20 protein-coding genes and 1 pseudogene are annotated in these 21,485 nt (G+C 70.4%); 8 read left to right on the forward strand and 13 right to left on the reverse strand.

Annotated features, from left to right (window positions below; genetic code table 11):
• Positions 1–41: 41 nt before the first annotated feature.
• Positions 42–1,280, reverse strand: a pseudogene (eno, locus tag ACFX43_RS13310) (phosphopyruvate hydratase); the annotation flags it as partial.
• Positions 1,281–1,504: 224 nt separating this feature from the next.
• Here eno and ACFX43_RS13315 point away from each other — a divergent pair.
• Positions 1,505–3,850 (forward strand): esterase-like activity of phytase family protein, encoded by a 2,346-nt coding sequence (locus ACFX43_RS13315; RefSeq protein ID WP_378822101.1) that lies wholly within the window; start codon positions 1,505–1,507, stop codon positions 3,848–3,850.
• Between the two features lie 64 nt (positions 3,851–3,914).
• On the opposite strand, the gene ACFX43_RS13320 is transcribed toward ACFX43_RS13315, so the two are convergent.
• The gene (locus ACFX43_RS13320) at positions 3,915–4,268 is read right to left on the reverse strand and encodes a winged helix-turn-helix transcriptional regulator (protein WP_378822102.1); all 354 of its coding nucleotides are present in this window, start codon (positions 4,266–4,268) and stop codon (positions 3,915–3,917) included.
• 93 nt (positions 4,269–4,361) lie between these two features.
• On the opposite strand from ACFX43_RS13320, the gene ACFX43_RS13325 reads away from it, so the two are divergent.
• The gene (locus ACFX43_RS13325; protein WP_378822103.1) at positions 4,362–4,985 is read left to right on the forward strand and encodes a malonic semialdehyde reductase; all 624 of its coding nucleotides are present in this window, start codon (positions 4,362–4,364) and stop codon (positions 4,983–4,985) included.
• A 100-nt stretch (positions 4,986–5,085) separates the two neighbouring features.
• Complete coding sequence (locus ACFX43_RS13330) at positions 5,086–6,555, forward strand: MFS transporter (RefSeq protein ID WP_378822104.1); 1,470 nt, start codon at positions 5,086–5,088, stop codon at positions 6,553–6,555.
• A gap of 46 nt (positions 6,556–6,601) precedes the next feature.
• Here ACFX43_RS13330 and ACFX43_RS13335 read toward each other — a convergent pair whose 3' ends face one another.
• The 4 genes from ACFX43_RS13335 to ACFX43_RS13350 all read right to left on the reverse strand — a co-directional run bounded on the left by ACFX43_RS13335 (position 6,602) and on the right by ACFX43_RS13350 (position 9,196).
• A complete protein-coding gene (locus tag ACFX43_RS13335) occupies positions 6,602–7,030 on the reverse strand; it encodes a MazG nucleotide pyrophosphohydrolase domain-containing protein (RefSeq protein ID WP_378822105.1) in 429 nt (142 codons plus the stop codon).
• Entirely contained in the window at positions 7,027–7,608 is a 582-nt protein-coding gene (locus ACFX43_RS13340) for an NUDIX hydrolase family protein (protein WP_378822106.1), read from the reverse strand. Before ACFX43_RS13340 ends, ACFX43_RS13335 begins: the two co-directional genes overlap by 4 nt.
• A 60-nt stretch (positions 7,609–7,668) precedes the next feature.
• Positions 7,669–8,064 (reverse strand): hypothetical protein, encoded by a 396-nt coding sequence (locus ACFX43_RS13345; protein WP_378822107.1) that lies wholly within the window; start codon positions 8,062–8,064, stop codon positions 7,669–7,671.
• 88 nt (positions 8,065–8,152) lie between these two features.
• The gene (locus tag ACFX43_RS13350; RefSeq protein ID WP_378822108.1) at positions 8,153–9,196 is read right to left on the reverse strand and encodes an alpha/beta fold hydrolase; all 1,044 of its coding nucleotides are present in this window, start codon (positions 9,194–9,196) and stop codon (positions 8,153–8,155) included.
• Between the two features lie 43 nt (positions 9,197–9,239).
• On the opposite strand from ACFX43_RS13350, the gene ACFX43_RS13355 reads away from it, so the two are divergent.
• Positions 9,240–9,617, forward strand: a complete 378-nt coding sequence (locus tag ACFX43_RS13355) for a hypothetical protein (RefSeq protein ID WP_378822109.1) — start codon at positions 9,240–9,242, stop codon at positions 9,615–9,617.
• Between the two features lie 10 nt (positions 9,618–9,627).
• On the opposite strand, the gene ACFX43_RS13360 is transcribed toward ACFX43_RS13355, so the two are convergent.
• From ACFX43_RS13360 to mfd, 3 genes are read right to left on the reverse strand one after another with little or no spacing between them, the layout of a single operon-like run.
• The gene (locus ACFX43_RS13360; protein WP_378822110.1) at positions 9,628–10,080 is read right to left on the reverse strand and encodes a hypothetical protein; all 453 of its coding nucleotides are present in this window, start codon (positions 10,078–10,080) and stop codon (positions 9,628–9,630) included.
• Positions 10,040–10,657 (reverse strand): MarR family transcriptional regulator, encoded by a 618-nt coding sequence (locus tag ACFX43_RS13365; RefSeq protein ID WP_378822111.1) that lies wholly within the window; start codon positions 10,655–10,657, stop codon positions 10,040–10,042. Before ACFX43_RS13365 ends, ACFX43_RS13360 begins: the two co-directional genes overlap by 41 nt.
• 40 nt (positions 10,658–10,697) lie before the next feature.
• Complete coding sequence (gene mfd / locus ACFX43_RS13370) at positions 10,698–14,210, reverse strand: transcription-repair coupling factor (protein ID WP_378840870.1); 3,513 nt, start codon at positions 14,208–14,210, stop codon at positions 10,698–10,700.
• Positions 14,211–14,397: 187 nt separating this feature from the next.
• On the opposite strand from mfd, the gene ACFX43_RS13375 reads away from it, so the two are divergent.
• Entirely contained in the window at positions 14,398–15,408 is a 1,011-nt protein-coding gene (locus tag ACFX43_RS13375; protein ID WP_378822119.1) for an aldo/keto reductase, read from the forward strand.
• On the opposite strand, the gene ACFX43_RS13380 is transcribed toward ACFX43_RS13375, so the two are convergent.
• Complete coding sequence (locus ACFX43_RS13380; protein ID WP_378822149.1) at positions 15,365–15,808, reverse strand: MerR family transcriptional regulator; 444 nt, start codon at positions 15,806–15,808, stop codon at positions 15,365–15,367. The genes ACFX43_RS13375 and ACFX43_RS13380 overlap by 44 nt on opposite strands.
• Positions 15,809–15,850: 42 nt before the next feature.
• Entirely contained in the window at positions 15,851–16,606 is a 756-nt protein-coding gene (locus tag ACFX43_RS13385; protein WP_378822212.1) for an SDR family NAD(P)-dependent oxidoreductase, read from the reverse strand.
• A 67-nt stretch (positions 16,607–16,673) separates the two neighbouring features.
• On the opposite strand from ACFX43_RS13385, the gene ACFX43_RS13390 reads away from it, so the two are divergent.
• Positions 16,674–17,261 carry a TetR/AcrR family transcriptional regulator gene (locus ACFX43_RS13390; RefSeq protein ID WP_378822224.1) on the forward strand — a complete coding sequence of 196 codons (588 nt, stop codon included), beginning with the start codon at positions 16,674–16,676 and terminating at the stop codon, positions 17,259–17,261.
• Positions 17,258–18,157 (forward strand): M15 family metallopeptidase, encoded by a 900-nt coding sequence (locus ACFX43_RS13395; RefSeq protein ID WP_378840876.1) that lies wholly within the window; start codon positions 17,258–17,260, stop codon positions 18,155–18,157. The genes ACFX43_RS13390 and ACFX43_RS13395 overlap by 4 nt, the downstream gene beginning before the upstream one ends.
• A 74-nt stretch (positions 18,158–18,231) precedes the next feature.
• Here ACFX43_RS13395 and ACFX43_RS13400 read toward each other — a convergent pair whose 3' ends face one another.
• Positions 18,232–19,014, reverse strand: coding sequence for a siderophore-interacting protein (locus ACFX43_RS13400; RefSeq protein WP_378822227.1), 783 nt, complete (start codon positions 19,012–19,014; stop codon positions 18,232–18,234).
• A 36-nt stretch (positions 19,015–19,050) separates the two neighbouring features.
• On the reverse strand, positions 19,051–19,755 hold the full coding sequence (locus ACFX43_RS13405) for a hypothetical protein (protein ID WP_378822230.1): 705 nt from the start codon (positions 19,753–19,755) through the stop codon (positions 19,051–19,053).
• 308 nt (positions 19,756–20,063) lie between these two features.
• On the opposite strand from ACFX43_RS13405, the gene ACFX43_RS13410 reads away from it, so the two are divergent.
• Positions 20,064–21,485, forward strand: coding sequence for a polysaccharide biosynthesis tyrosine autokinase (locus ACFX43_RS13410; RefSeq protein WP_378822236.1), 1,422 nt, complete (start codon positions 20,064–20,066; stop codon positions 21,483–21,485).

Consider the following 21,485-nt stretch of genomic DNA (forward strand, 5'->3'; position numbering starts at 1 on the left):
GAATTCTTTCCGTACGCCGCCCACGTTGTTTCCGTATGCGTCCGTTTCNCCTCGCCGAGCTCGTCCTCGATGCGGAGGAGCTGGTTGTACTTCGCGACGCGCTCGGAGCGGGCCGGGGCGCCGGTCTTGATCTGGCCGGAGCCGACGGCGACGGCGAGGTCGGCGATGGTGGTGTCCTCGGTCTCGCCGGAGCGGTGGGACATCATCGTCTTGAAGCCGGCGCGGTGAGCCATGTCGACGGCGTCGAGGGTCTCGGTGAGCGTGCCGATCTGGTTGACCTTGACCAGCAGCGCGTTGCCCTGACCACCCTCGATGCCGCGGGCGAGGCGCTCGACGTTGGTGACGAACAGGTCGTCGCCGACGAGCTGGGTCTTGGAGCCGATGGCGTCGGTGATCGCCTTCCAGCCGTCCCAGTCCTCCTCGTCGAGGGGGTCCTCGATGGAGACGATCGGGTAGGCCGAGACGAGCTCCGCGTAGTAGGCGGTCATCTCCTCGGCGGTCTTCTTCGCGCCCTCGAAGAGGTAGGCACCGTCCTGGTAGAACTCCGAGGCGGCAACGTCGAGCGCGAGGACGACGTCCTTGCCGAGCTCGTAGCCGGCCTTGCCGATCGCCTCGGCGATCAGGTCGAGGGCGGCGCGGTTGGACTCGAGGTTGGGCGCGAAGCCGCCCTCGTCGCCGAGCCCGGTGGCCAGGCCCTTCTCCTTCAGCACGGACTTGAGCGCGTGGTAGACCTCGGCGCCGATGCGCAGCGCCTCGGCGAAGGTCGGCGCGCCGATCGGCGCGATCATGAACTCCTGGATGTCCACGTTGGAGTCCGCGTGCGAGCCACCGTTGAGGATGTTGAGCATCGGGACCGGGAGCACGTGGGCGTTGGGGCCACCGACGTAGCGGAACAGGGAGAGACCCGCCGAGTCGGCGGCGGCCTTGGCGACCGCGAGCGAGACGCCGAGGATCGCGTTGGCGCCGGCCTTGGCCTTGTTGGGGGTCGCGTCGGCCTCGATCATCGCCTGGTCGATGGCGCGCTGGTCGTCGGCGTCGAAGCCCTCGATCGCGGGTGCGAGGGTCTCCACGACGGCGGTCACGGCGTTCTGCACACCCTTGCCGCCGTAGCGCTCGCCACCGTCGCGCAGCTCGACGGCCTCGAAGGCTCCGGTCGAGGCGCCACTGGGGACCTGGGCGCGGGCGAAGGTGCCGTCGTCGAGGACGACCTCAACTTCGACAGTCGGGTTGCCTCGCGAATCGAGGATCTCGCGGGCGCCTACGGCGTCGATCGATGCCACTGAACTACTCCTGGGTCAGGGACGGGACGGGTGTCGTCCGTCAGCCTATTACCCGGCCGGATGGGCCTGGCGATTGGAACGTTAACCGGTCGGTAGGCCCGCTCCGACCCGCGCCCACCTGGTGTTCATGTCGAGGTCGGCACCTCGTCACCACGTCGATGCCTCCGGGTGCGGTGCCGCCCGGATCGTTCCTCCGGCAACAATTCCCCGAGAGGAACCCTCACATGCTTCTCCGCAAGAACCGCCTCGCACTCGCCGGGGTCGGCGTCCTGGCCATCGGGGGCCTGGGCGTCTCGCTGATGACCGTCCTCGGTGGCACCGCCACCGCCGATCCGGGCCGGCACCGCGAGTTCAGCCGGCTCGCGACCTATCCGGTCTTCCAGAACGTGCCTGCCGGGGTCGACCCGGCCGATGCGACCGTCGCCGAGATCTCCGCCGTCTCCGAGGACGGCAGGACACTGGCCTACACCGACGCGGCCGGCGGCCGGATCGGCTTCCTGGACATCTCCGACCCCTCCTCGCCGAAGGGCATCGGCAGCCACGACGTCGCCGGCGCGAAGGGCGGCTCGCCGACGTCGGTGTCGATCGTGGGCGACTACGCGCTCGTCGTCGTCGACGAGTCGACCTACCCCGGCCTCGAGGACACCGAGTGGGAGGACGAGGAGCCTGCCGTCGGCACCCGTGCCGGGCGGATCGACGTGATCTCGCTGGCCGCCCCGCACGAGGAGGTGGCCTCGTACGACCTGGGCGGTCAGCCCGACTCGATCGCGGTCAGCCCCGACGGGACGTACGCCGCGATCGCGATGGAGAACCAGCGCAACGAGGCCGCCACCCCTGCCGGCGGCGAGGAGGGTGACCTGCCCCAGGCGCCGGCCGGATCGGTCAAGATCGTCGGCCTCGACGGCGGTCCGGCCGAGTGGCGGATCACCGACGTGGCGCTGCCCGCCTCGCTGTTGAAGGGGCTCGACACCCCGGAGGACGCCGAGCCGGAGTACGTCGACATCAACGCCGACAACCAGCTCGCGCTCACGCTGCAGGAGAACAACGGCGTCGCGATCATCGACCTTCCGTCCGCGACCGTCGAGACGGCGTGGAGCGCCGGGAACGCGGTCGTCTCCGGTGTGGACGCGACCAAGAACGGGCTGTTCGACCCGGTCGACACCATCGACGCGCCGCGCGAGCCCGACTCGATCCAGTGGGTCGGCAAGGGCCTGGTCGCCACCGCCAACGAGGGTGACTGGAAGGGCGGCACCCGTGGCTGGACCGTCTTCCGCGCCGCGACCGGCGAGGTGGTCTGGGACGCCGGATCCACCTTCGAGGACCTCGCCACGAAGTACGGCCTGCACAACAACGACCGCGCCGCCAAGAAGGGCGCGGAGCCCGAGGGGCTCGCCTTCGAGACCTTCGGCGGTGTCCCGTACGCCTTCGTGGGCTCCGAGCGCAGCAACTTCGTGGCCGTCTACGACATGCGTACGCCTTCGTCTCCGAGGTTCACGCAGGCGCTGCCCGCGACCAACGGGCCCGAGGGGCTGCTGCCGATCCCGTCGCGCAACCTGCTGGCGATCTCCTCGGAGGAGGACTCGGCCGAGGATCTGGTGCGGGCGTCGGTCTCGCTCTACGGCTTCGGTCGGAAGTCGTCGTCCTTCCCCACCGTCGAGTCGGCCTCCCGGAACGGCAAGCCGATCGGCTGGGGTGCGCTCGGTGCGCTCTCGAAGGTGCCCGGCGAGCCCGACAAGCTCTACGCCGCCAGCGACGCGGCCTACGCCACCGGCCGGATCTACACCCTCTCGGTGAACCGCTCCCCCGCCGTGATCCGCGACGTCCTCGAGGTCACCGGCTCCGCGGGCGAGGTGGCCGAGAGACTCGACATCGAGGGCCTGGCCGCCCGTCGTGGCGGCGGCTTCTGGGTGGCCAGCGAGGGCGCGACCGGTGCCGGGAACGCGCTGCTCCGCCTCGACCGCGACGGCCGGATCATCGAGACGGTGCCGCTGCCCACCGAGATCGCTGAGAAGGTCGGCAAGTGGGGCCTCGAGGGCGTCACGGTGACCGGGAAGCGCCGCTCGGAGAAGGTGTACGTCGCGCTCCAACGCCCGCTGTGGGCCGACTCGACCACGAAGAAGCCCGGCGTGGACGGCGCGAGCACCGCCCGGATCGGTCGCTACACCCCGGCGACGGGCGAGTGGGAGTGGTTCGGCTACGGCCTGGAGTCGACCTCGGTGGCCGGTGACTGGCTCGGCCTGTCCGAGATCACCGCCGTCGACGAGGACACCCTCGCCGTCATCGAGCGCGACAAGCAGAACGGCACCACCGCCGCGATCAAGCGGGTCTACACGATCGAGGTGCCCCGCCGCGGGGTCACCGGGCTCAGCCCCGTGACCCCGCTGCGCAAGCGCCTGGCGTACGACCTGCTGCCTGCGCTGCAGGCCACCAACGGATGGACCCAGGAGAAGCTCGAGGGCTTCACGATCGGCGCCGACGGTCGCGCCTACGCGGTCACCGACAACGACGGTCTCGAGGACGCCACCGGAGAGACGGTCTTCCTCGACCTCGGTCGGGCAGCCAAGCACTGAGGATCGCCATCAAGTCGGCCCGTCACCGTCTCGGTGGCGGGCCGACCTGATTTCACCGGACCGGTCAGTCCTCGGAGCAGTCGCCGGCCGGGAGATGCGTGCCGGCCCACTCGGTGAGCGCGCCGAGGGTCGGCGCGAGCGCGGCACCGGATCCGGTGAGCGCGTAGCGAACAGCCACCGGCGGGCCGGGGTCGACCTCGCGGGCGAGCAGGCCCAGGCCAGCCAGCTCGCTGAGCCGCTCGGAGAGCATCGAATCGCTGATGCCGGCCACCGCTCGCTTGAGGTCAGCGAAGCCGAGCGGGCCCTGGGTCAGGCTGCCGAGGATCACGCCGTTCCAACGTTTGCCGAGGAAGTCGAAGGCCCGCACCAGCGCTGCATTGCACACCTGCGGATCGTGTGCGGGCTTCGTCGCGGGCATGCAACCCAGCCTACAGGAGTTGCCTGAATACTGAGGAACTACTATTTTCGAAGTAACCGGAATATCCCTAGTAACCACGGAGTTCAGAGCGACATGACCGAGACCACTGCACTCGAGCCGACTTTCCTCGAGAAGCTGGACAACCGCGGCCGCGAGATCGTCTTCACCGGTGCGCGCACCTCCAACACCTTCGCCGACACCCCTGTCACCGACGACGAGCTCGCCGACATCTGGGAGCTCACCCGCTGGACTCCGACGATGGCCAACACCCAGCCGCTGCGGATCGTGTTCGTGCGCACGGCCGAGGGCAAGGAGCGCCTGCTCCCGCACATCGCCGAGGGCAACGTCGAGAAGACCAAGGCCGCCCCGGCCACCGCGATCGTCGCCTACGACAACAACTGGCACGAGGAGATCCCGAACGTCTTCCCGATCCGCCCGGAGATGAAGGACTACTTCGAGGCCGACGAGACCGCCCGCCACGGCGCCGGCGGCTGGTCCGCGGGCCTGCAGGCCGGCGCCTTCATCCTCGCCGTCCGCGCCGCCGGTCTCGCCGCCGGCCCGATCGCGGGCTACGACACCGCGGGCGTCGACAAGGAGTTCTTCCCCGAGGGCGACTGGACCACCAAGATGATCGTCAACATCGGCCACCCGGGCGAGAACCCGTGGTTCGACCGGCTCCCCCGCGTGGAGACCGAGGCCGCGGTGAAGTGGGCCTGACCTGCTGAGCTGTTCGTTCGAGGCGCTCGCCTGCCGTCACAGCAGGCGAGCGCCTTTGATTTTCGCCGGAATACAGTTAGCCAAGCTAAACTTTGCCTCGATGTCCGTGACCCACACCAGCCCTCGCCTCACCTTCGCGATCGTCGCCATCGGCGTCTGCTCCTACTCGTTGCTGCAGTCGGTCTCCGTGCCGACGATGCCGCTGATCCAGACCGAGCTGGAGACCGACCAGGCGACAGGGTCATGGATCCTGACCGCGTTCCTGCTCTCGGCCTCGGTCGCGACCCCGATCATCGGCAGGATGGGCGACTCGTTCGGCAAGCGCCGGATGTACGTGTGGAGCCTGGCCGCCCTCACCGCCGGCGCTCTCCTCGCCGCCGCGGCCCCCAGCATCGAGGTCATGATCGGCGCGCGGGTCCTGCAAGGGCTGGGTGGCGGAACCCTGCCGCTCGCCTTCGCGATCCTGCGTGACGAGCTACCCAAGGAGCGCGTCGCCGGTGCGATCGCGGTGACCTCTTCGCTGCTCTCGATGGGCTTCGCGGCCGGGATCGTGCTGGCAGGTCCGGTCGCCGAGACGCTCGGCTTCCGGGCGCTGTTCCTGTTGCCCGCGCTCGTCGCGGCCGGCGCCGCGATCGCCGCGCTATGGCTGGTGCCCGAGTCCCCCGTGCTCACCCGGGAGCCGATCCCGCTGCTCCCCGCCGTACTCCTCGCCGGCTGGCTGGTCGCGCTCCTCCTCGGCGTCAGCCGGGCTCCGTCGTGGGGCTGGACCTCGCCCGCCACCATCGGCCTGCTCGGTGCCGCCGTCGTGCTCCTGGCCACCTGGATCCGGGTCGAGTGGACCGTACGACAGCCGTTGGTCGACCTGCGCCTGATGGGCCGCCGCGGCGTATGGACCGCCAACCTGGTCGCCCTGCTGATCGGCATCGCGATGTACGCCTCCTTCGGCTTCATCCCGCAGCTGACCCAGACCCCGCCGTCGGCCGGCTACGGGTTCGGCGCGTCGGTCACCGTTGCCGGCTACCTGATGCTCCCGACGGCCATCACCTCGTTCCTGTGCGGTCTGGTCAGCGCCCGGCTCGCCGAGCTCATCGGGATGCGCCGCATCCTGGTCATCGGCGGGCTGCTCACCGCGGTCTCCCTGGCCATGGTCGCCTTCGTCCACGACGAGCCGTGGCAGATGTGCGTCGCCGCCGGGCTCTCCGGGTTCGGCACGGGCCTGGTCTTCGCCAACCTCGCCAACGCCGTTGTGGCCGCGGTGCCGCCGGAGCACACCGGCGTGGCCACCGGGATGAACGCCAACATCCGCACCGTCGGCGGCACCATCGGAACCGCGGTCATGACCTCCCTGGTCACCGCCCAGACCCTGCCGTCGGGCTACCCAACCGAGCAGGGGTACGTCAACGGCTTCGGCTTCCTCACCGTCGTCGCCCTGGGTGCGGCCCTCGCAGCCATGCTCATCCCCCTGGCTCCGCGAAAGGTCGCCCCCGCCGGCCGAGAAGTCACGTACGCGAACCGAGGCGTCGCTCCCGTCGGCCGAGACGGCAGTGAGCTGCCGTGTCGGCCGACGTAAGTGCCGTTTCGGCCGACGTAACTGACGTCTCGGCCGACGTTTGTGCCTATTCGGCGGGGTGGGCGCGTTCGGCGGCTTTGGCGGCCGACCAGAGCTTCTCGACCTCTTCGAGGGTGTAGCGGCGGCCGGAGGCGGCCTCGGGGCCGAAGACGTGCGGGTTGCGGCGCTTCATCTTGGCGGTGAGGCCGGCGATGACGTCGTCCATGGTGAACTCGCCGGCCTCCTCCGCGATGGCGGCGTGGAAGTAGACCTGGAGCAGGAGATCGCCGAGCTCCTCCTTGAGGTGCTCGGGGTCCGCCTCGTCGATGGCCTCGAGGACCTCGTCGGACTCCTCGCGCAGGTACTGCGCGAGCGACGCGTGGGTCTGCGACGACTTCCACACGCACCGTTCACGCATCAGCCGCATCAGGTCGAGGAACTCGACGAGCCCCTCCCCCGATGCGTACGTCCTGCCCTCGTCGTCGGCTGGGCTCAACCCAGCGCCCCGAACGCGCTCAGGCACTGCCGCAGCAGTGCGCCGCGACCACCCTCCATGTCGCCGACGACCTCGTCGGAGGCGGCCTCGGCCGGGGTCATCCAGGACAGCTCCAGGGCGTCCTGGCGCGGCTCGCACTCGCCGGTCACGGGGATGACGTAGACCAGCGAGACCGCGTGCTGGCGCGGGTCCTGGTAGCGCTCGCCGGGCCACGGGAAGTATTCGGCGACGGTCACCGGCACCGTGGTCAGCGGCAGGGTCGGGAAGGCGACCGGGCCGAGGTCCTTCTCCAGGTTGCGCATCAGCGCGTCGCGGATCCGCTCACCGTGCAGGACCCGGCCGGAGACCAGCGACCGGGTGATCGTCCCGGTCGTTGGCGAGCCGCGCAGCAGCAGCCCGACCTCGGTGACCCGGCCGTCGGGGTCGACACGTACCGGGACCGCCTCCACGTAGAGGATGGGCACGCGCCCGCGGGTCTCGCCCAGCTCCTCCTCGGAGAGCCACCCGGGCTCGGTGTCCCACTCGTTGCCGAAGGGCTCCTCAGGGAAGGACTGCTCGCCGAAAGCCTCCATCGTCATGCGTCGATCCTGCCAGACGCAGGCGTACGCCACGGAGCAACGGCGCCGCAGTGTGGACTCTCACCGACGCAGGGCCAGGAAGCTGTCGGCCTTGAACGCCCTCTCGACCATCCACCAGGAGAAGCCGTCGTAGTAGGGACGCGCCTCGTCGCGGTCGAGGATGCGCGGCTGGGTGGCGGCGTGGTCGCGGCCCTTCCAGGTGATCGTGCACTCGCCGGCCGCCAGCACGTTGCGGACCCAGTTGGTGCCGGCACCCCACGGGAGCGTGATCACGAACTCGTCCTCGGTGTGCAGCAGCGCGACCGGAAGGCTCAGGTCGCGTCCGGTCTTGCGGCCGCGGTGGTGCACCACGGCCCAGAGCGGGAACAGGCGGCGCCCGGCCAGGGTCCGCATCATCGGGGCGGTCGCCTTCGCCATCCGCCAGGAGTCGTTGCTGGGAGTGATCGTCGTCGTCATGCTCCCACTGTGCCCAGGGTCGCGGGGTCGCCGCTTCCCGGACAGTGGGCAGCCGGACTGACGGGTTCCCGTCAGTGTTCGTGCTCCCTCAGGCCGCGCCGTTGCGGATCGCCCAGGCGGTGGCCTCGGCGCGGCTGCGTACGCCGAGCTTGCGGTAGAGGTTGGCGGCGTGGCGCTCGACGGTGTGCTCGGTGATGCCGAGGTCTCGGGCGATCGAGGCGTTCGTACGCCCTGTGGCGATCAGCCGCAGCACCTCGTGCTCGCGCGTGGTCAGTGCCGTTGTGGCCCGACCCGAGGCGGGCGCGGACCCGCGGTGCACCTCACCGGTCAGGAACCAGCGACTCACCATGGCGAGGTCACGGGCGCCGCCCTCGACGAACAGCGTCGGGGTGCTGCCCTCGAGCTCGACCAGCGTTCCGTGGCGTACGCCGTCGGCCAGGCGACGGGACACCTCGACCGGGATCTGGCTGGCTCCCTGCCGGTGCAGCACGAGCGTCGGCGCCACCACCTGGTCGAGGAGGTCGCTGACGTCCATCCGGGCGGCCTCCGCGAACCAGTCGCGGGCGACCGCGGGCGTCGCGGCGGTGCGGAACGCCTCGGCGACCCGGCCGGCGTTCTCGCCCGACCCCCACCCCAGCCAGGCGGTCGCGGCGGCGTCGGCGAAGAGGTCCCAGTCCTGCTCGACCAGCGACAGCAGCGCCTGTGTCTGCGCCGGGCTCATCGCCTCGCGCATCCGCGCCGCTCCTCCGAACAGGAGCATCCGGTCGACGCGTTGCGGGTTGGCCGCTGCGTACGCCACTGCCGTCGTGACCGCGTGGTAGTAGCCGAGCAGGTTGACCCGGTCCGCACCGACCGCCTCGATGACCGCCTCCAGGTCGCGCAGGTGTGCATCGAGGCCGAGGTCGCCGGCCCGGCGGTCCGAGGCGCCGGTGCCGCGGCCGTCGTAGAGCACGAGCGTCAGGTCCTGGCTGAGCCTTTCATAGGCCATCCGCAGCGCGGGCACCCGCCACTGCGCCCGGATGTTGCTGAGCGAGGGCATCCAGATCGTCACCGGCCCGCTCCCGACGGCCTGGTAGGCGATCGCGATGTCGTCGCTGGTCTGCGCGTAGCGCACCTCTGGCTCGCCGGTCACGCGGCCATTCTTGCGCGTGGGAGGGGTGAGTAGCGTCGTTGTCATGAACCGAGTCCTCCTCATCGGGCTGGCGCCCGAGGCAGTCGACCTCTCCGACGCACCGATCGACCTCGCTACGTTGAAGGAACGGATCGCCGTCGGCAACGCCGAGGTCGCCGACGCCGGCTACGACGCGCTCTCCTGCGAGATCGGCACCGGCGTCGACGACGCCGTCGCGCAGGTGCGCGACGCCCTCGGACAGAAGACCTGGGACATCGTCATGATCGGCGGAGGCGTCCGGGCCGTACCGGCCCACACCGAGCTCTTCGAGGCCATCGTCAACCTGGTCCACGAGCTCGCGCCCGAGGCTCGCTTCGCCTTCAACGCCGGCCCCGACACGACCCTGGCGGCGCTGCGCCGCGCGGCCGGCGCTCGGACCTGAGTCAGCTGACTCAGGTGTCGAGGCGCGCCAGGGCGGCGGCGTAGAGCGTCTGCGCTGCCTCCGCGGCCGCGTCCGCGGCGGCGTGCGTGACCGGCTTGCCGAGGTAGTTGTTGGCGTTGCGGTCCAGCCGCATCACGTCGTAGTGGGCGGCCGCGTCGCGCGGCGGCGGGGTGTCGAAGATCGCGGCGAGGAACCTGCCGACCTTCACATGGCCACCTGCGCCGTACGTCGTCTTGTAGCCATAGCCCGCAAGGACCGCCTCGCCTACGTCGTGTGCGGCCTTGTAGGCGAGGTTGTAGCGGTTCTCGGTCCGGGTGACGTTGGGTACATCGGCGAGGGCCGACTCCGCGCCGGCGAGGAAGGCGCGGGCCTTCTTCTCATCCGGGCTCACGGCGCGCAGGGCGCCGGAGCGTACGAGCGCGTCAACCGCCTTCTGCTGCGCCGGGGTCAGCGGCAGGGGCATCCGGTCCTCCTCCATAGATCTCGATCACCGGGCTGGCCCGGACCTCCTCGAGGAACCCGGTCTGCTCCTCGGCCTCCTCAGGACTCATGATCGTCGGGTTCACGATGCGCCCGACGCTGTCGGAGACCTCCCGGCAGACCCGGTAGACCGCCCGCGCGTCGGGGCTGCCGATCACCATCAGGTCGATGTCGTTCGGCGGTGGCCCCGGCTCGCCCTTCGCCCTGGCCGCGAACGAGCCGAAGAGGAACGCCCGCTCGATCCCGTCGAGGTCCTCGAGGGCCTCCCGGAGCAGCACGACCGGCCCGGTGACCGTCAGCAGGATCTCCCGCGTCGGCGCCAGCAGCGGGCTCTGCTCGTTTCCCCTGATGAGCCGGGTCCTTCCGACTCGGCGGTCGACGAGAAGACCCGCCTCGAGCAGCCGCGCGACCTCGCGATGGACCGTCGGATAGGGCAGTCCGGCCCTCTCGGCGAGGTCGGTCATGCTCATCTCCTCGGCTGGGAGCAACAGCTCCGAGAGCAGCAGCGCCTGCGCCTCCGACCGGAACAGAGGCGCGAGCACCGGAGCCTGACTTCTCACAAAATGGATAATAACCTCCATTTTGTGGATATGAAACCCCTCAGGTGAGCGGGTCGATGATGGCGTCGATGACGACCCTGGCCCAGTCGAGGAGGTCCGGGCCGTCGAGGGGCTTGGCGGGGAAGCCGGAGGAGACCGGGCGCGGGACCATGATGGTGTCCAGCTGCGGCTTGACCAGGGACTTCGGGTACATCCGGTTGAGCCGGACGACACGGGAGTCGGGCAGCGAGACCGGGTGGAAGCGTACGTTCTTGCCGGCCAGGGTGACCTCGGAGACCCCGGCCTGGCGGGCGCGGGCACGGAAGCGGGCGACCTGGAGCAGCGAGGAGACCTCCGCGGGCGGCTTGCCGTAGCGGTCGAGGAGCTCGTCGGCGACCGACTCCACATCCTCGTCGGAGCGGACCTCGGCCAGGCGCTTGTAGATCTCCAGCCGCAACCGCTCAGAAGGGATGTAGTCGTGGGGCAGGTGGGCGTCGACAGGGAGCTCGATGCGTACCTCGTTGAACTCCTCGGCGGCACCGTCCGGGCCGGCCTTGAACTCGGCGACGGCCTCGCCGACCAGCCGCACGTAGAGGTCGAAGCCGACGTCGGCGATGTGGCCGGACTGCTCGCCGCCGAGCAGGTTGCCGGCGCCGCGGATCTCGAGGTCCTTCATCGCGATCGCCATGCCGCCACCGAGGTCGGAGTGTTGCGCCAGCGTGGCCAGGCGCTCGTGGGCGGTCTCGGTGAGCGGCTTCTCGCCGGGGTAGAGGAAGTAGGCGTAGGCGCGCTCACGCGAACGGCCGACACGTCCGCGGAGCTGGTGGAGCTGCGACAACCCCAAGGTGTCGGCGCGCTCGATGATCATCGTGTTGGCGTTGGAGACGTCGAGGCCCGACTCGACCAGCGTGGTGCACACCAGCACGTCGAACTCCTTCTCCCAGAAGTCGACCATCACCTGCTCGAGCTGCTTCTCGTTCATCTGGCCGTGGGCGACCGCGACCCGCGCCTCGGGCACCAGCTCGCGGATCCGCGCGGCCGCCTTCTCGATCGAGTTGACCCGGTTGTGGATGTAGAAGACCTGTCCCTCGCGGAGCAGCTCACGCCGCACCGAGGCGACGATCTGGCGGTCCTCATAGGCCCCGACGTACGTCAGGACCGGGTGTCGCTCCTCGGGCGGTGTGGTGATCGTGGACATCTCCCGGATGCCGGTGATCGACATCTCCAGGGTGCGCGGGATAGGCGTCGCCGACATGGACAGGAAGTCGACCGAGGTGCGCAGGCGCTTCATCGCCTCCTTGTGCTCGACACCGAAGCGCTGCTCCTCGTCGACGACGATCATGCCGAGGTCCTTGAACCGGATGTCCTTGTTGAACAGGCGGTGGGTGCCGACCACGATGTCGATGGTGCCGTCGGCGAGACCGGCCATGACCTCGGCGGCCTCCTTGTCGGTCTGGAACCGGGACAGCCCGCGTACGTTGACCGGGAAGCCCGACATCCGCTCCATGAACGTCGACAGGTGCTGGGAGACCAGCAGCGTCGTCGGCACCAGCACTGCGACCTGCTTGCCGTCCTGGACCGCCTTGAACGCCGCCCGCACCGCGATCTCGGTCTTGCCGTAGCCGACGTCACCGCAGACCAGCCGGTCCATCGGCACCGGCCGCATCATGTCCTGCTTGACCTCGTCGATGACGGCCAGCTGGTCGGCGGTCTCCTGGAACGGGAAGGCGTCCTCGAGCTCGCGCTGCCAGGGGTTGTCGGGGCCGAACTGGAAGCCCTTGGTCGCCTGTCGCGCGGCGTAGAGCTTGATCAGCTCGGCGGCGATCTCGCGGACCGCCTTGCGTGCGCGGGCCTTGCGCTTCTGCCAGTCGGCGCCGCCGAGCCGGTCGAGGCTGGGCTGCTCGCCGCCGACGTACCTGGTGACCTGGTCGAGGGCGTCTGCCGGGACGTAGAGCCGGTCGGCGGGTCCGCCGCGCTTGGAGGCGCCGTACTCCAGGACGAGGTATTCGCGGGTCGCGCCCTGCACCTCGCGCTGCTTCATCTCGATGAACTGCCCGACACCGTGCTGCTCGTGGACCACGTAGTCGCCGGGCTTGAGCTCGAGCGGGTCGATCTGCTTCTTGCGTCGCGCGGGCATCTTGACCATGTCGCGCGTGGAGGACTTCTGGCCCGAGATGTCCTCACCGGTGAGTACGACCAGCTGGTTGCCCTCGTCGATGAAGCCGTGGTTGAGACGGGCGTGGACGACGGTGACCGTCTTGTGGACCGGCTTGGCGGTCTCTTCGTCACCCTCTGCCAGGCGGGCCGGGACGTCACGCTCACCCAGGGCTTCGACCGTACGCTGCGCCGTGCCGTGCGCGGGCTGGACGACGACCACGCGGTAGCTGTCGTCGCGCCAGCTCTCGATGTCGGCCAGCGCGGCAGCGGTGTCGCCGCGGTAGGCCTTCGCGGGCTGCCAGTCGATCTTGCGAGTGGCGACGCCGACGACGTCGGGGTCTGTCTCAGCCGCCTGGTCGTCGAGGCCGAACGGGCTGACCGACCACCACGGCTTGCCCAGGGCGATGGCGTGGGCGCGTACGTCGGCCAGGTCCTTGTAGGAGGCCGCGGAGAGGTCGATCGGGGCGACTCCCCCGCTGGCCGCGGCGGCCCAGGAGGCGCCGAGGAACTCCTCGGCGGTGGCGACCAGGTCGTGGGCGCGGCTGCGGATCCGCTCGGGGTCGAGCAGCAGGACGTGGCTGTCCTCCGGGATCAGGTCGAGCAGCAGCTCCATGTCGTCGACGAGCGCGGGCGCCAGCGACTCCATGCCGTCGACCGCGATCCCGGCGGCGATCTTGTCGGTGAGCTCGATCAGGGTGGGGTGGGCCTCCCCCAGCTTTCGGGCCCGGTCCCGGACCTCCGGGGTGAGCAGGAGCTCGCGGCACGGCGGGGCCCACAGCCGCTCGGTCTCGCCGCCGTGCTCGGCAGGGATGGCACGCTGGTCGGCGACCGCGAAGTGGCGGATCGAGTCGACCTCGTCGCCCCAGAACTCCACGCGTACGGGGTGCTCCTCGGTCGGCGGGAAGACGTCCACGATTCCGCCGCGGACAGCGAACTCACCGCGCTTCTCGACCAGGTCGACGCGGGCGTAGGCCGCGTCGGCCAGCTTCTGGACGACGACGTCCAAGGTCGCCTCCTGACCGGTGATCAGCTCGACCGGCTCGAGGTCGCCGAGGCCCTTGACCTGCGGCTGCAGCACGCTGCGGACCGGGGCGACGACCACCTTCAGCGGGCCGTGGGCACCGTCGGCGTCGGGGTGGCGGAGGCGGCGGAGCACGGCGAGCCGACGTCCCACGGTGTCCGACCGCGGGGAGAGTCGCTCGTGCGGCAGCGTCTCCCAGCTCGGGTAGTAGGCCACCGAGTCAGGTGGGAGCAGGTCCGTCAGGTCGCTGACCAGATCCTCGGCCTCACGAGAGGTCGCGGTGACCGCGAGGACGGTGCGCTCCTGGCGTACGAGACCGGTGACCACGAACGGGCGCAGCGCCTCCGGCCCGGTGACGTCGAGCGCCAGCATCCGGCCGCCCTTGGCCTCCGCCATCACCTCGCTCAGGGCAGCATCGCGCAGGACGAGATCGGCGAGCGGGGCGAGGATCACGGGTGACTCCAAAGGGATGCGGCATGCACGAGAGCCCCCGGTCAGAAAACAGGGGGTGCTGGCTCCAGTCTAGGAGACATGCGTAAAGACGTTTGACTTCGAGCGCGCACGAACCCGGAGCGTGGATCGCATGAGATACACGACCATCGGATCAGGCGCCGGGTCACGGCGCGTCAGCAAGCTCGCGCTCGGCGTGATGCGGTTCGGGACGGACACGGACGTGGAGACGTCGTACGCGATCCTCGACCGCTTCGTCGAGGCCGGCGGCACCTTCGTCGACACCTCCAACAACTACGCCTACTGGGCCAATGGCACCCAGGGCGGCGAGAGCGAGACCGTGCTCGGGCAGTGGCGCCGGGACCGTGGGATCGGCGAGGAGCTCGTCATCTCGACCAAGGTCGGCGCACGCCCCACCGACGTCGTCGAGCGCGTCGAGAACGGGTGGGTGAACCAGCGCAACCGCACCTGGGAAGGGCTGGCACCACAGAACGTACGCGAGCAGGCCGACCGGTCCCGCGAACGCCTCGGCGTCGAGCGGCTCGACCTCTACTACGCGCACGTGCCGGACATGAACGGCGTGCCGCTGGAGGAGTACGCCGCGGGCTTCGCCGCCCTGGTGAAGGACGGTGTCATCGGCCAGTTCGGGCTGAGCAACCACTGGTCCTGGCAGATCGAGCGGGCGCGGGCGGTCAACCCGGAGGAGGCCCGGCCGAGCGTGCTGCAGTATCACCACACCTATCTGCGGATGCGCACGGACATCCCCAACCCGCGGCTCTCGGTCGACGGCGAGATCGGCGTGGCCGACGCCTCCCTGCTCGCCTACCTGCGGGCAACGCCGGGGCTGACGCTGGTGGCCTACACGCCGCTGCTCACCGGGGCCTACACGAATCCTTCGAAGCCGCTCGATCCTGCCTACGACCACCCGGGGACGACCGCACGGCTCGCGGTGCTCGACGAGGTCGCGGCCGAGACCGGCGCGACTCGCAACCAGGTCGTGCTGGCCTGGATGCTCGGCGACGCGCTTCCGGTGATCCCGCTGGTCGGGGCCTCATCCGTGGCCCAGCTCGAGGAGAGCCTGGCGGCGGTGGACCTGGAGCTCAGCGAGGAGCAGAGGGCTCGGCTCGACGCTGCTGGGCGATGAGCTCGGCGTCGGGGTCGGTCTCGCCGACCGCCGCGGCGTAGTAGGAGACCTTGAACTCGATCGCGTCGAGATGGGCAGCCGTCTCCTCCAGCTGCGCGCGCACCCGGTCGCGGTGTGCGCGCAGCAGCGCGAGGCGGGCCTCCTCGTTGCCGGAGCCGTCGCGGACCATCTCGGCATAGCGCCGGATCTCCCGGATCGGCATCCCGGTCGAGCGCAGCCGAGTGATCAGCGTGATCCAGCCGAGGTCGCCCTCGGTGTAGGCGCGGTGGCCCGACCCGTTGCGGCCGACCCCGAGCATCAGCCCGTCACGCTCGTAGTAGCGCAGCGTGTGCGCCGTCAGGCCGGTCCGCTCGGCCACCTCGGCGATGCTGAGCCCGTTGCTGTGCGCCTGCGTCGTCATGCCTCCAGTGTCCAGGTTGGAGTGCACTCGAAGTCAAGCAACTCAGAGCGCCGATCCGCCCGTCACATCGAGCGTCTCGCCTGTCACCCATCGCGCCTGGGGCGAGGCAAGGAAACCGACCGCGTCGGCGACGTCCTCCGGCGTGCCGATCCGGCCGAACACCGACAGTGCGTCGGCCTGCGCCCGCGGCCCGGGCAGGTTGATCCAGTCGGCGTTGATGTCGGTCTCGATCACGCCGGGAAGAACCGCGTTGACCGTCGCACCGCGTGCGGCGAGCGGCGCGGCCAGGGAGCGGGTGAGGTTGTTGATGCCGGCCTTGGAGGCTGCGTACGCCAGGTGGGTCGGCGCCGCCACCCGGGTGTAGCCGGTCGACACGTTGATCACCCGGCCACCCTCGCGCAGGTGCGGAGCGACCGCCTGGGTCAGGAACATCGGCGCGATCAGGTTGACCTCGAGCACGCGGCGCGCGGTGGCCGGGTCGAGCTCGTGGAGCTCCTGGTTGCCGTTGATGCCCGCGTTGTTGACCAGGATGTCGAGGCCGCCATCTTCGGTCAGCGCGGCCGCGGTCCACGCCTCCGCGATCTCGGCCGCCGCCTTCGCGCCGTCCTCACCGAGGTCCGCCCCAATGAGGACTGCCCGAGCTCCGGCCGCCTCGACGAGCCGCGCGGTCTCCTCGGCGGCTGCGCGGTTCGAGGCGTAGTGGACGCCGACCAGGCCGACGCCGTCGGCGGCCAGACGTACGGCGATGGCGCGGCCGATCCCGCGCGAGGCTCCGGTGACGAGTGCGTTGCGAGTCATCTCGGTCTCATTTCTGTAGTGGTCGCTAAATAACGATCTGGGAGTTAATGTAGGGATCACTATGGAAATGCGCAAGCCCTCCCGCGGACGTCCGCGCTCCTTCGACGAGGACGCGGTGCTCGACGCCGTGATGCGGGCGTTCTGGGAGCACGGGTACGAAGGCACGAGCGTCGCGACGCTCGAGGCCGCGACCGGGCTGAAGGCACCCAGCCTCTACGGGGCGTTCGGCTCCAAGGAGTTGCTCTACCAGACCGCCCTCGAGCGCTATGCGAGCGAGCACGGCAACGTGCTCCGGCCCGACGGGCCGGCTCGCGAGGCCATCTCGGAGTTCCTGTACGAGGCGGCCGACCGGTTCAGCGAGAGCGGCCTGCCGCCGGGCTGCATGGTCTCGACGGCCGCGCTGGCACTGGGCACCGCCCAGCGCGGCGTCGCCACCCGCCCCGCGAAGATGCGCTCCGAGACGCTCGCCGGGATCGAGCATCGGCTGCGGACCGCGATCACCGAGGGCGAGCTTCCGGCCGGGACCGACGCCGCCGCCCTGGCGCGGCTCTTCGGCGCGGTGATCCAGGGCATGTCGGTGCAGGCGATCGACGGCGCCACCCGGCAGGAGCTGCGCGGGCTCGCCACGGCCGCGATGGCTGCGTGGCCGCGATGACGTGGGGCGGATCGGCGCGGACCCGGACGTACGTCGCCGGGGCGGCGGTCCTTCTGCTCGCACTCAGCGCGTGCGGCGAAGCGTCCGGGGCCGACCCGGCGCCGACGACGAGTGCCGCGGCTCCCTCGACCTCGGCGGAGGCTTCACCAAGCGACGTACCTTCGTCGTCCTCTCCGGCTGTCGCCGAGCCAGGAACGGTGCCGCCGCCGTGGCTCGGCACCCGGGTGCTGAAGGAGGACGCGGAAGGCTACGGGATCGCCGGGCCGACGCCGAAGGAGCTGCGCAACCGGGCGTGGACGCTGCCGGACATGATGCCGATGCTGCCCGGTGACGGCTTCACGGCTGAGGTCGACATCGCGCCGGACGACGTGATCGCGCGCTCGACCTGGGTGCCGGGGTGTCCGGTCTCGCGGCGGGAGCTGGCCTGGGTGCGGATGACGTTCTGGGGCTTCGACGGCGCCCGCCACACCGGCGAGATGCTGATCAACGCCCGGGTCGCCGAGGACGTCGTCGGGGTCTTCCGACGGCTCTACGAGGCGAGGTTCCCGATCGAGCAGATGGACATCACCACGAAGGCTGCCCTGGATGCGCCGCCGACCGGCGACGGCAACGGCACCGGCGGCTTCGTCTGCCGCCCCTCGGTCGGCCAGACCTCGTTCTCCCAGCACGCCTACGGCCTGGCGATCGACCTGAACACCTTCCAGAATCCGTACGTCAAGGGCGACCGCGTCATCCCCGAGCTCGCCCGCTGGTATCTGGATCGGACCCGGAGGGCGCCCGGGATGATCCACGACGGTGACGTCGTGGTCCAGGCCTTCGCCGACATCGGCTGGGAGTGGGGCGGCGACTGGAACTCGCTGAAGGACTACCAGCACTTCAGCGAGAACGGCACCTGAGGCCCGCGCCGAGTCGGCTCGTCTTAACGCGCCGACTCGGCGCTGAATCTTGTCAGTTTGAGCCGACTCGGCGGTCAGGCGGACTCGGCCTCGGCGAGCTGGCGCTTCCAGTCGCGGAAGGTCTCCTCGGTGCGGCCGCGGCGCCAGTAGCCGGAGATGGAGACGTCGGCCTTCGGGACGCCGCGCTCCTTGAGGAGATAAGGGCGGATGCCGTGCATGGTGACCGCGGCCTCGCCGTGGACGAAGGCGTGGACGCGGCCGTCGAGCCACTTCAGGTCACGGATGGCGGTGACCAGCGGCTGCTCGTGACCCTCGGCGTCCTCGGCGGCGTGGTGGGTGTGACCGCCGGTGACCAGCCAGGTCACCTCGACGCCGTCGGGGTGGTCCAGGGGCTGCTCGTGGCCGAGGGCCGGGACGTCGATGACGGCGTAACCGCGGGCGTCGGCGGGCAGTGCGGCCAGCGCGGCGCGGATGGCGGGCAGGGCGGTCTCGTCGCCGGCGATCAGGTGCCAGTCGGCCTCGGGGTCGGGCGAGTACGCACCGCCGGGGCCGCGTGCCGCGAGGGTGTCGCCGGGCTTGGCCGCGGCGGCCCAGGGGCCGGCGTACCCCTCGGTGCCGTGGACGACGAAGTCGATGTCGAGGGTGCCGTCATCGACCGAGGGGTTGAGAGCGGTGTAGGTGCGCACCACCGCGCCGTCGTCCTGAGGAAAGACGAGCTTCACGTAGCGGTCGGTGAAGACGCTCGACGAGAAGGCGCTCAGGTCCTCGGAGCGGAAGCTCACCCGGATCATCGTCGGACTGAGCCGCTCGGTGGCGGTGACGACGAGGATGGTCTCGGGCTTGTCGGGACGGGTCATGTAGGCAACCCTAACTTGCCTTCAAACACGCCGCGGTCAACCCGCCGACCGGGTGGAGTGCACGGACCGGGGCTGAGTCGCGTCGGCCGGAGGCGCCGGGGAGGGGATGTCGGGAGCGGGGCGCTGGGGCTTGGCGACCAGCGACAGGCTCGGCTCGAGCACCCGCAGCAGCGACTCGACATGGCCACGGGCCTCGGTCACCAGCCGCCGGGCTTCGCGCGGGGTCCGCTTCCGTAGGTCGAGCAGGTCGTCGTCGGCCGGCCGCCGGACCCGCCGCCGAGCCTTCTGCAGCGGCGCGAGCTGGACGAGCGTACGCACCCGGGCGGCCGCATCCGCCTCCGAACCCGCGGGGCCACCCAGGGCCGTCCGCCCCAGCAGGTCTCCGAGCGCGGCGATCTCGACGAGCGTGAAGGTGCGCTTGACCGCCGAGGGAACCAGCCGGGCGACCTCGCTGCGGTGGGAGCGTTCGGCAGTGATGATCAGGTCGGCGCTCTCGATGTCGTCGACGTCGAGCGGGTAGGCCTGGTGCCTGGTCAGCCGGACCCCGGCGAGGGCGACCTCGGAGGCGATCATCGGGTCCATGTCATAGCCCTCGAGCGCCTCGCTGCCGGCCGAGATCACCGTGATGCCGTGGCGCGCGAGCCCACCGATCTGGCCAACGCCCTCACGGAGCATCGCCTCGATCGCCGGCGAGCGTCGTACGTTCCCGGTGCAGACGACCAGGATCGTCGCGGTGTCCATCCCTGCCTACCTTCGAAACAGTTGCCTGCCGGTTCTCGAGCGTGGACCTCACATCCACGCGGCCAACCCCCCGAACGTGACGGACAGACATTACGCAGTCGGCGTACGCCTCCAGAAACCGACGGCAGATCAATCCCCCATTTGGGTGAACGAGCGGGGCACCCGGCCCTGTCATCCCCAAAACGGGGTGAGGATGTGCGATGGCCCCGTGGCCCGGCCTTGGCGGCGCCACCTATTGCCTCGGGCTCCGCTTCGGCGGGTGAGTCCCGGACAAGCAGCCTGGCAAAGACATCGGATGGAGTGACCTGTTGGACCTGCGCGACTATGTCGCTGCCCTGCGAAAGCGCTGGTACATCGTCGCGGTGCTCGCGATCATCGGCGCCGGCGCGGCCTTCGCGCAGGCGCACGCGAGCCCGCCGCAGTACCGCGCGCAGAGCACCGTCTTCGTCTCGATCGCGCGTGGCGCGACGACCCAGGAGCTGGTCCAGGGCTCGACGTTCACCCAGGACATCGTCCAGTCGTACGCGAAGCTGGCCACGATGCCGGTGGTGCTCGACCAGGTCATCTACGACCTCGACCTCGACACGACCCCCAAGGCGCTGGCTGAGGAGATCACCGCCGAGAACCCGCTCGACACGGTGATCATCGAGATCGACGCGGTGGCCACGACGAGCACGGGCGCCTCCGACCTCGCCAACTCGGTCGCCGACGAGCTCACCACCACGATCACGAACCTCTCCCCCAGCTCCAACAAGAAGTCCGCGGTCGAGGTGACCGTGGTCGCCCGCGCCGACCCGCCCCAGGAGGCGTTCGCGCCGCGTACGCGACTGGCCGCCCTGGTCGGTTTCGCCGGCGGCTTCGGCCTCGGCGTCGCGATCGCCGTCGTCCGCGCCCTCCTGGACACCCGGGTCAGGACCGCGGCCGAGCTCGAGCAGCTCACCGACGTGGGGCTCCTCGGGGCGATCCCCCGGCGCCGGGGTCAGCGACGCTCGCGCGGCGCGGTGACTGCCATCGACCCGCACAACGTCGCTGCTGAGGCCTATCGGAGACTGCAGACCAATCTGCAGTTCCTCGACGCCTCCTCGAGGGTCCGCTCGATGGTCGTGACCTCCTCGATCGGCGGCGAGGGCAAGTCGACCACCTCGATCAACCTGGCCCTGGCGATCGCGGAGCAGGGTCAGCGCGTGCTGCTGGTCGACGCCGACATGCGCCGCCCGGCGGTCGCCGACTACTGCGGCTTGGAGGGAGCGGCCGGGCTGACGACGGTGCTGATCGGGAAGGCCGAGCTCGACGACGTCGTCCAGGTCTGGGGCGACGCCAACCTGCACGTGCTCACCATGGGTGAGATCCCGCCCAACCCCGCGCAGCTGATCGGCTCGCCGCGGATGGCCGACCTGCTGAAGGAGGCGCTGGACGCCTACGACGTGGTCATCCTCGACTCCCCGCCGCTGCTCCCGGTGGCCGACGGCGCGATCCTGTCCCGGCTGACCGACGGTGCCCTGGTGGTCGCCAACTGCCGTACGATCCACCGCCCGCAGGTGCTGGAGGCCATCGACAGCCTCGAGGCCGTCGACGCCCGCTGTCTCGGCATCGTCGCCAACCAGGTCCGTGACACCGCCGCGCACACCTACTACGGCCAGCCGGAGCAGGGCTGGTTCGCCCGCCTCCTCTCCGGTTTCGTACGCCCCCGGGAACCGCGCCAGCAGGGCTACCCGGCCGCCGGGAGCTGA

This window comes from Nocardioides sp. YIM B13467, assembly GCF_042788075.1.
GTDB lineage: Bacteria > Actinomycetota > Actinomycetes > Propionibacteriales > Nocardioidaceae > Nocardioides.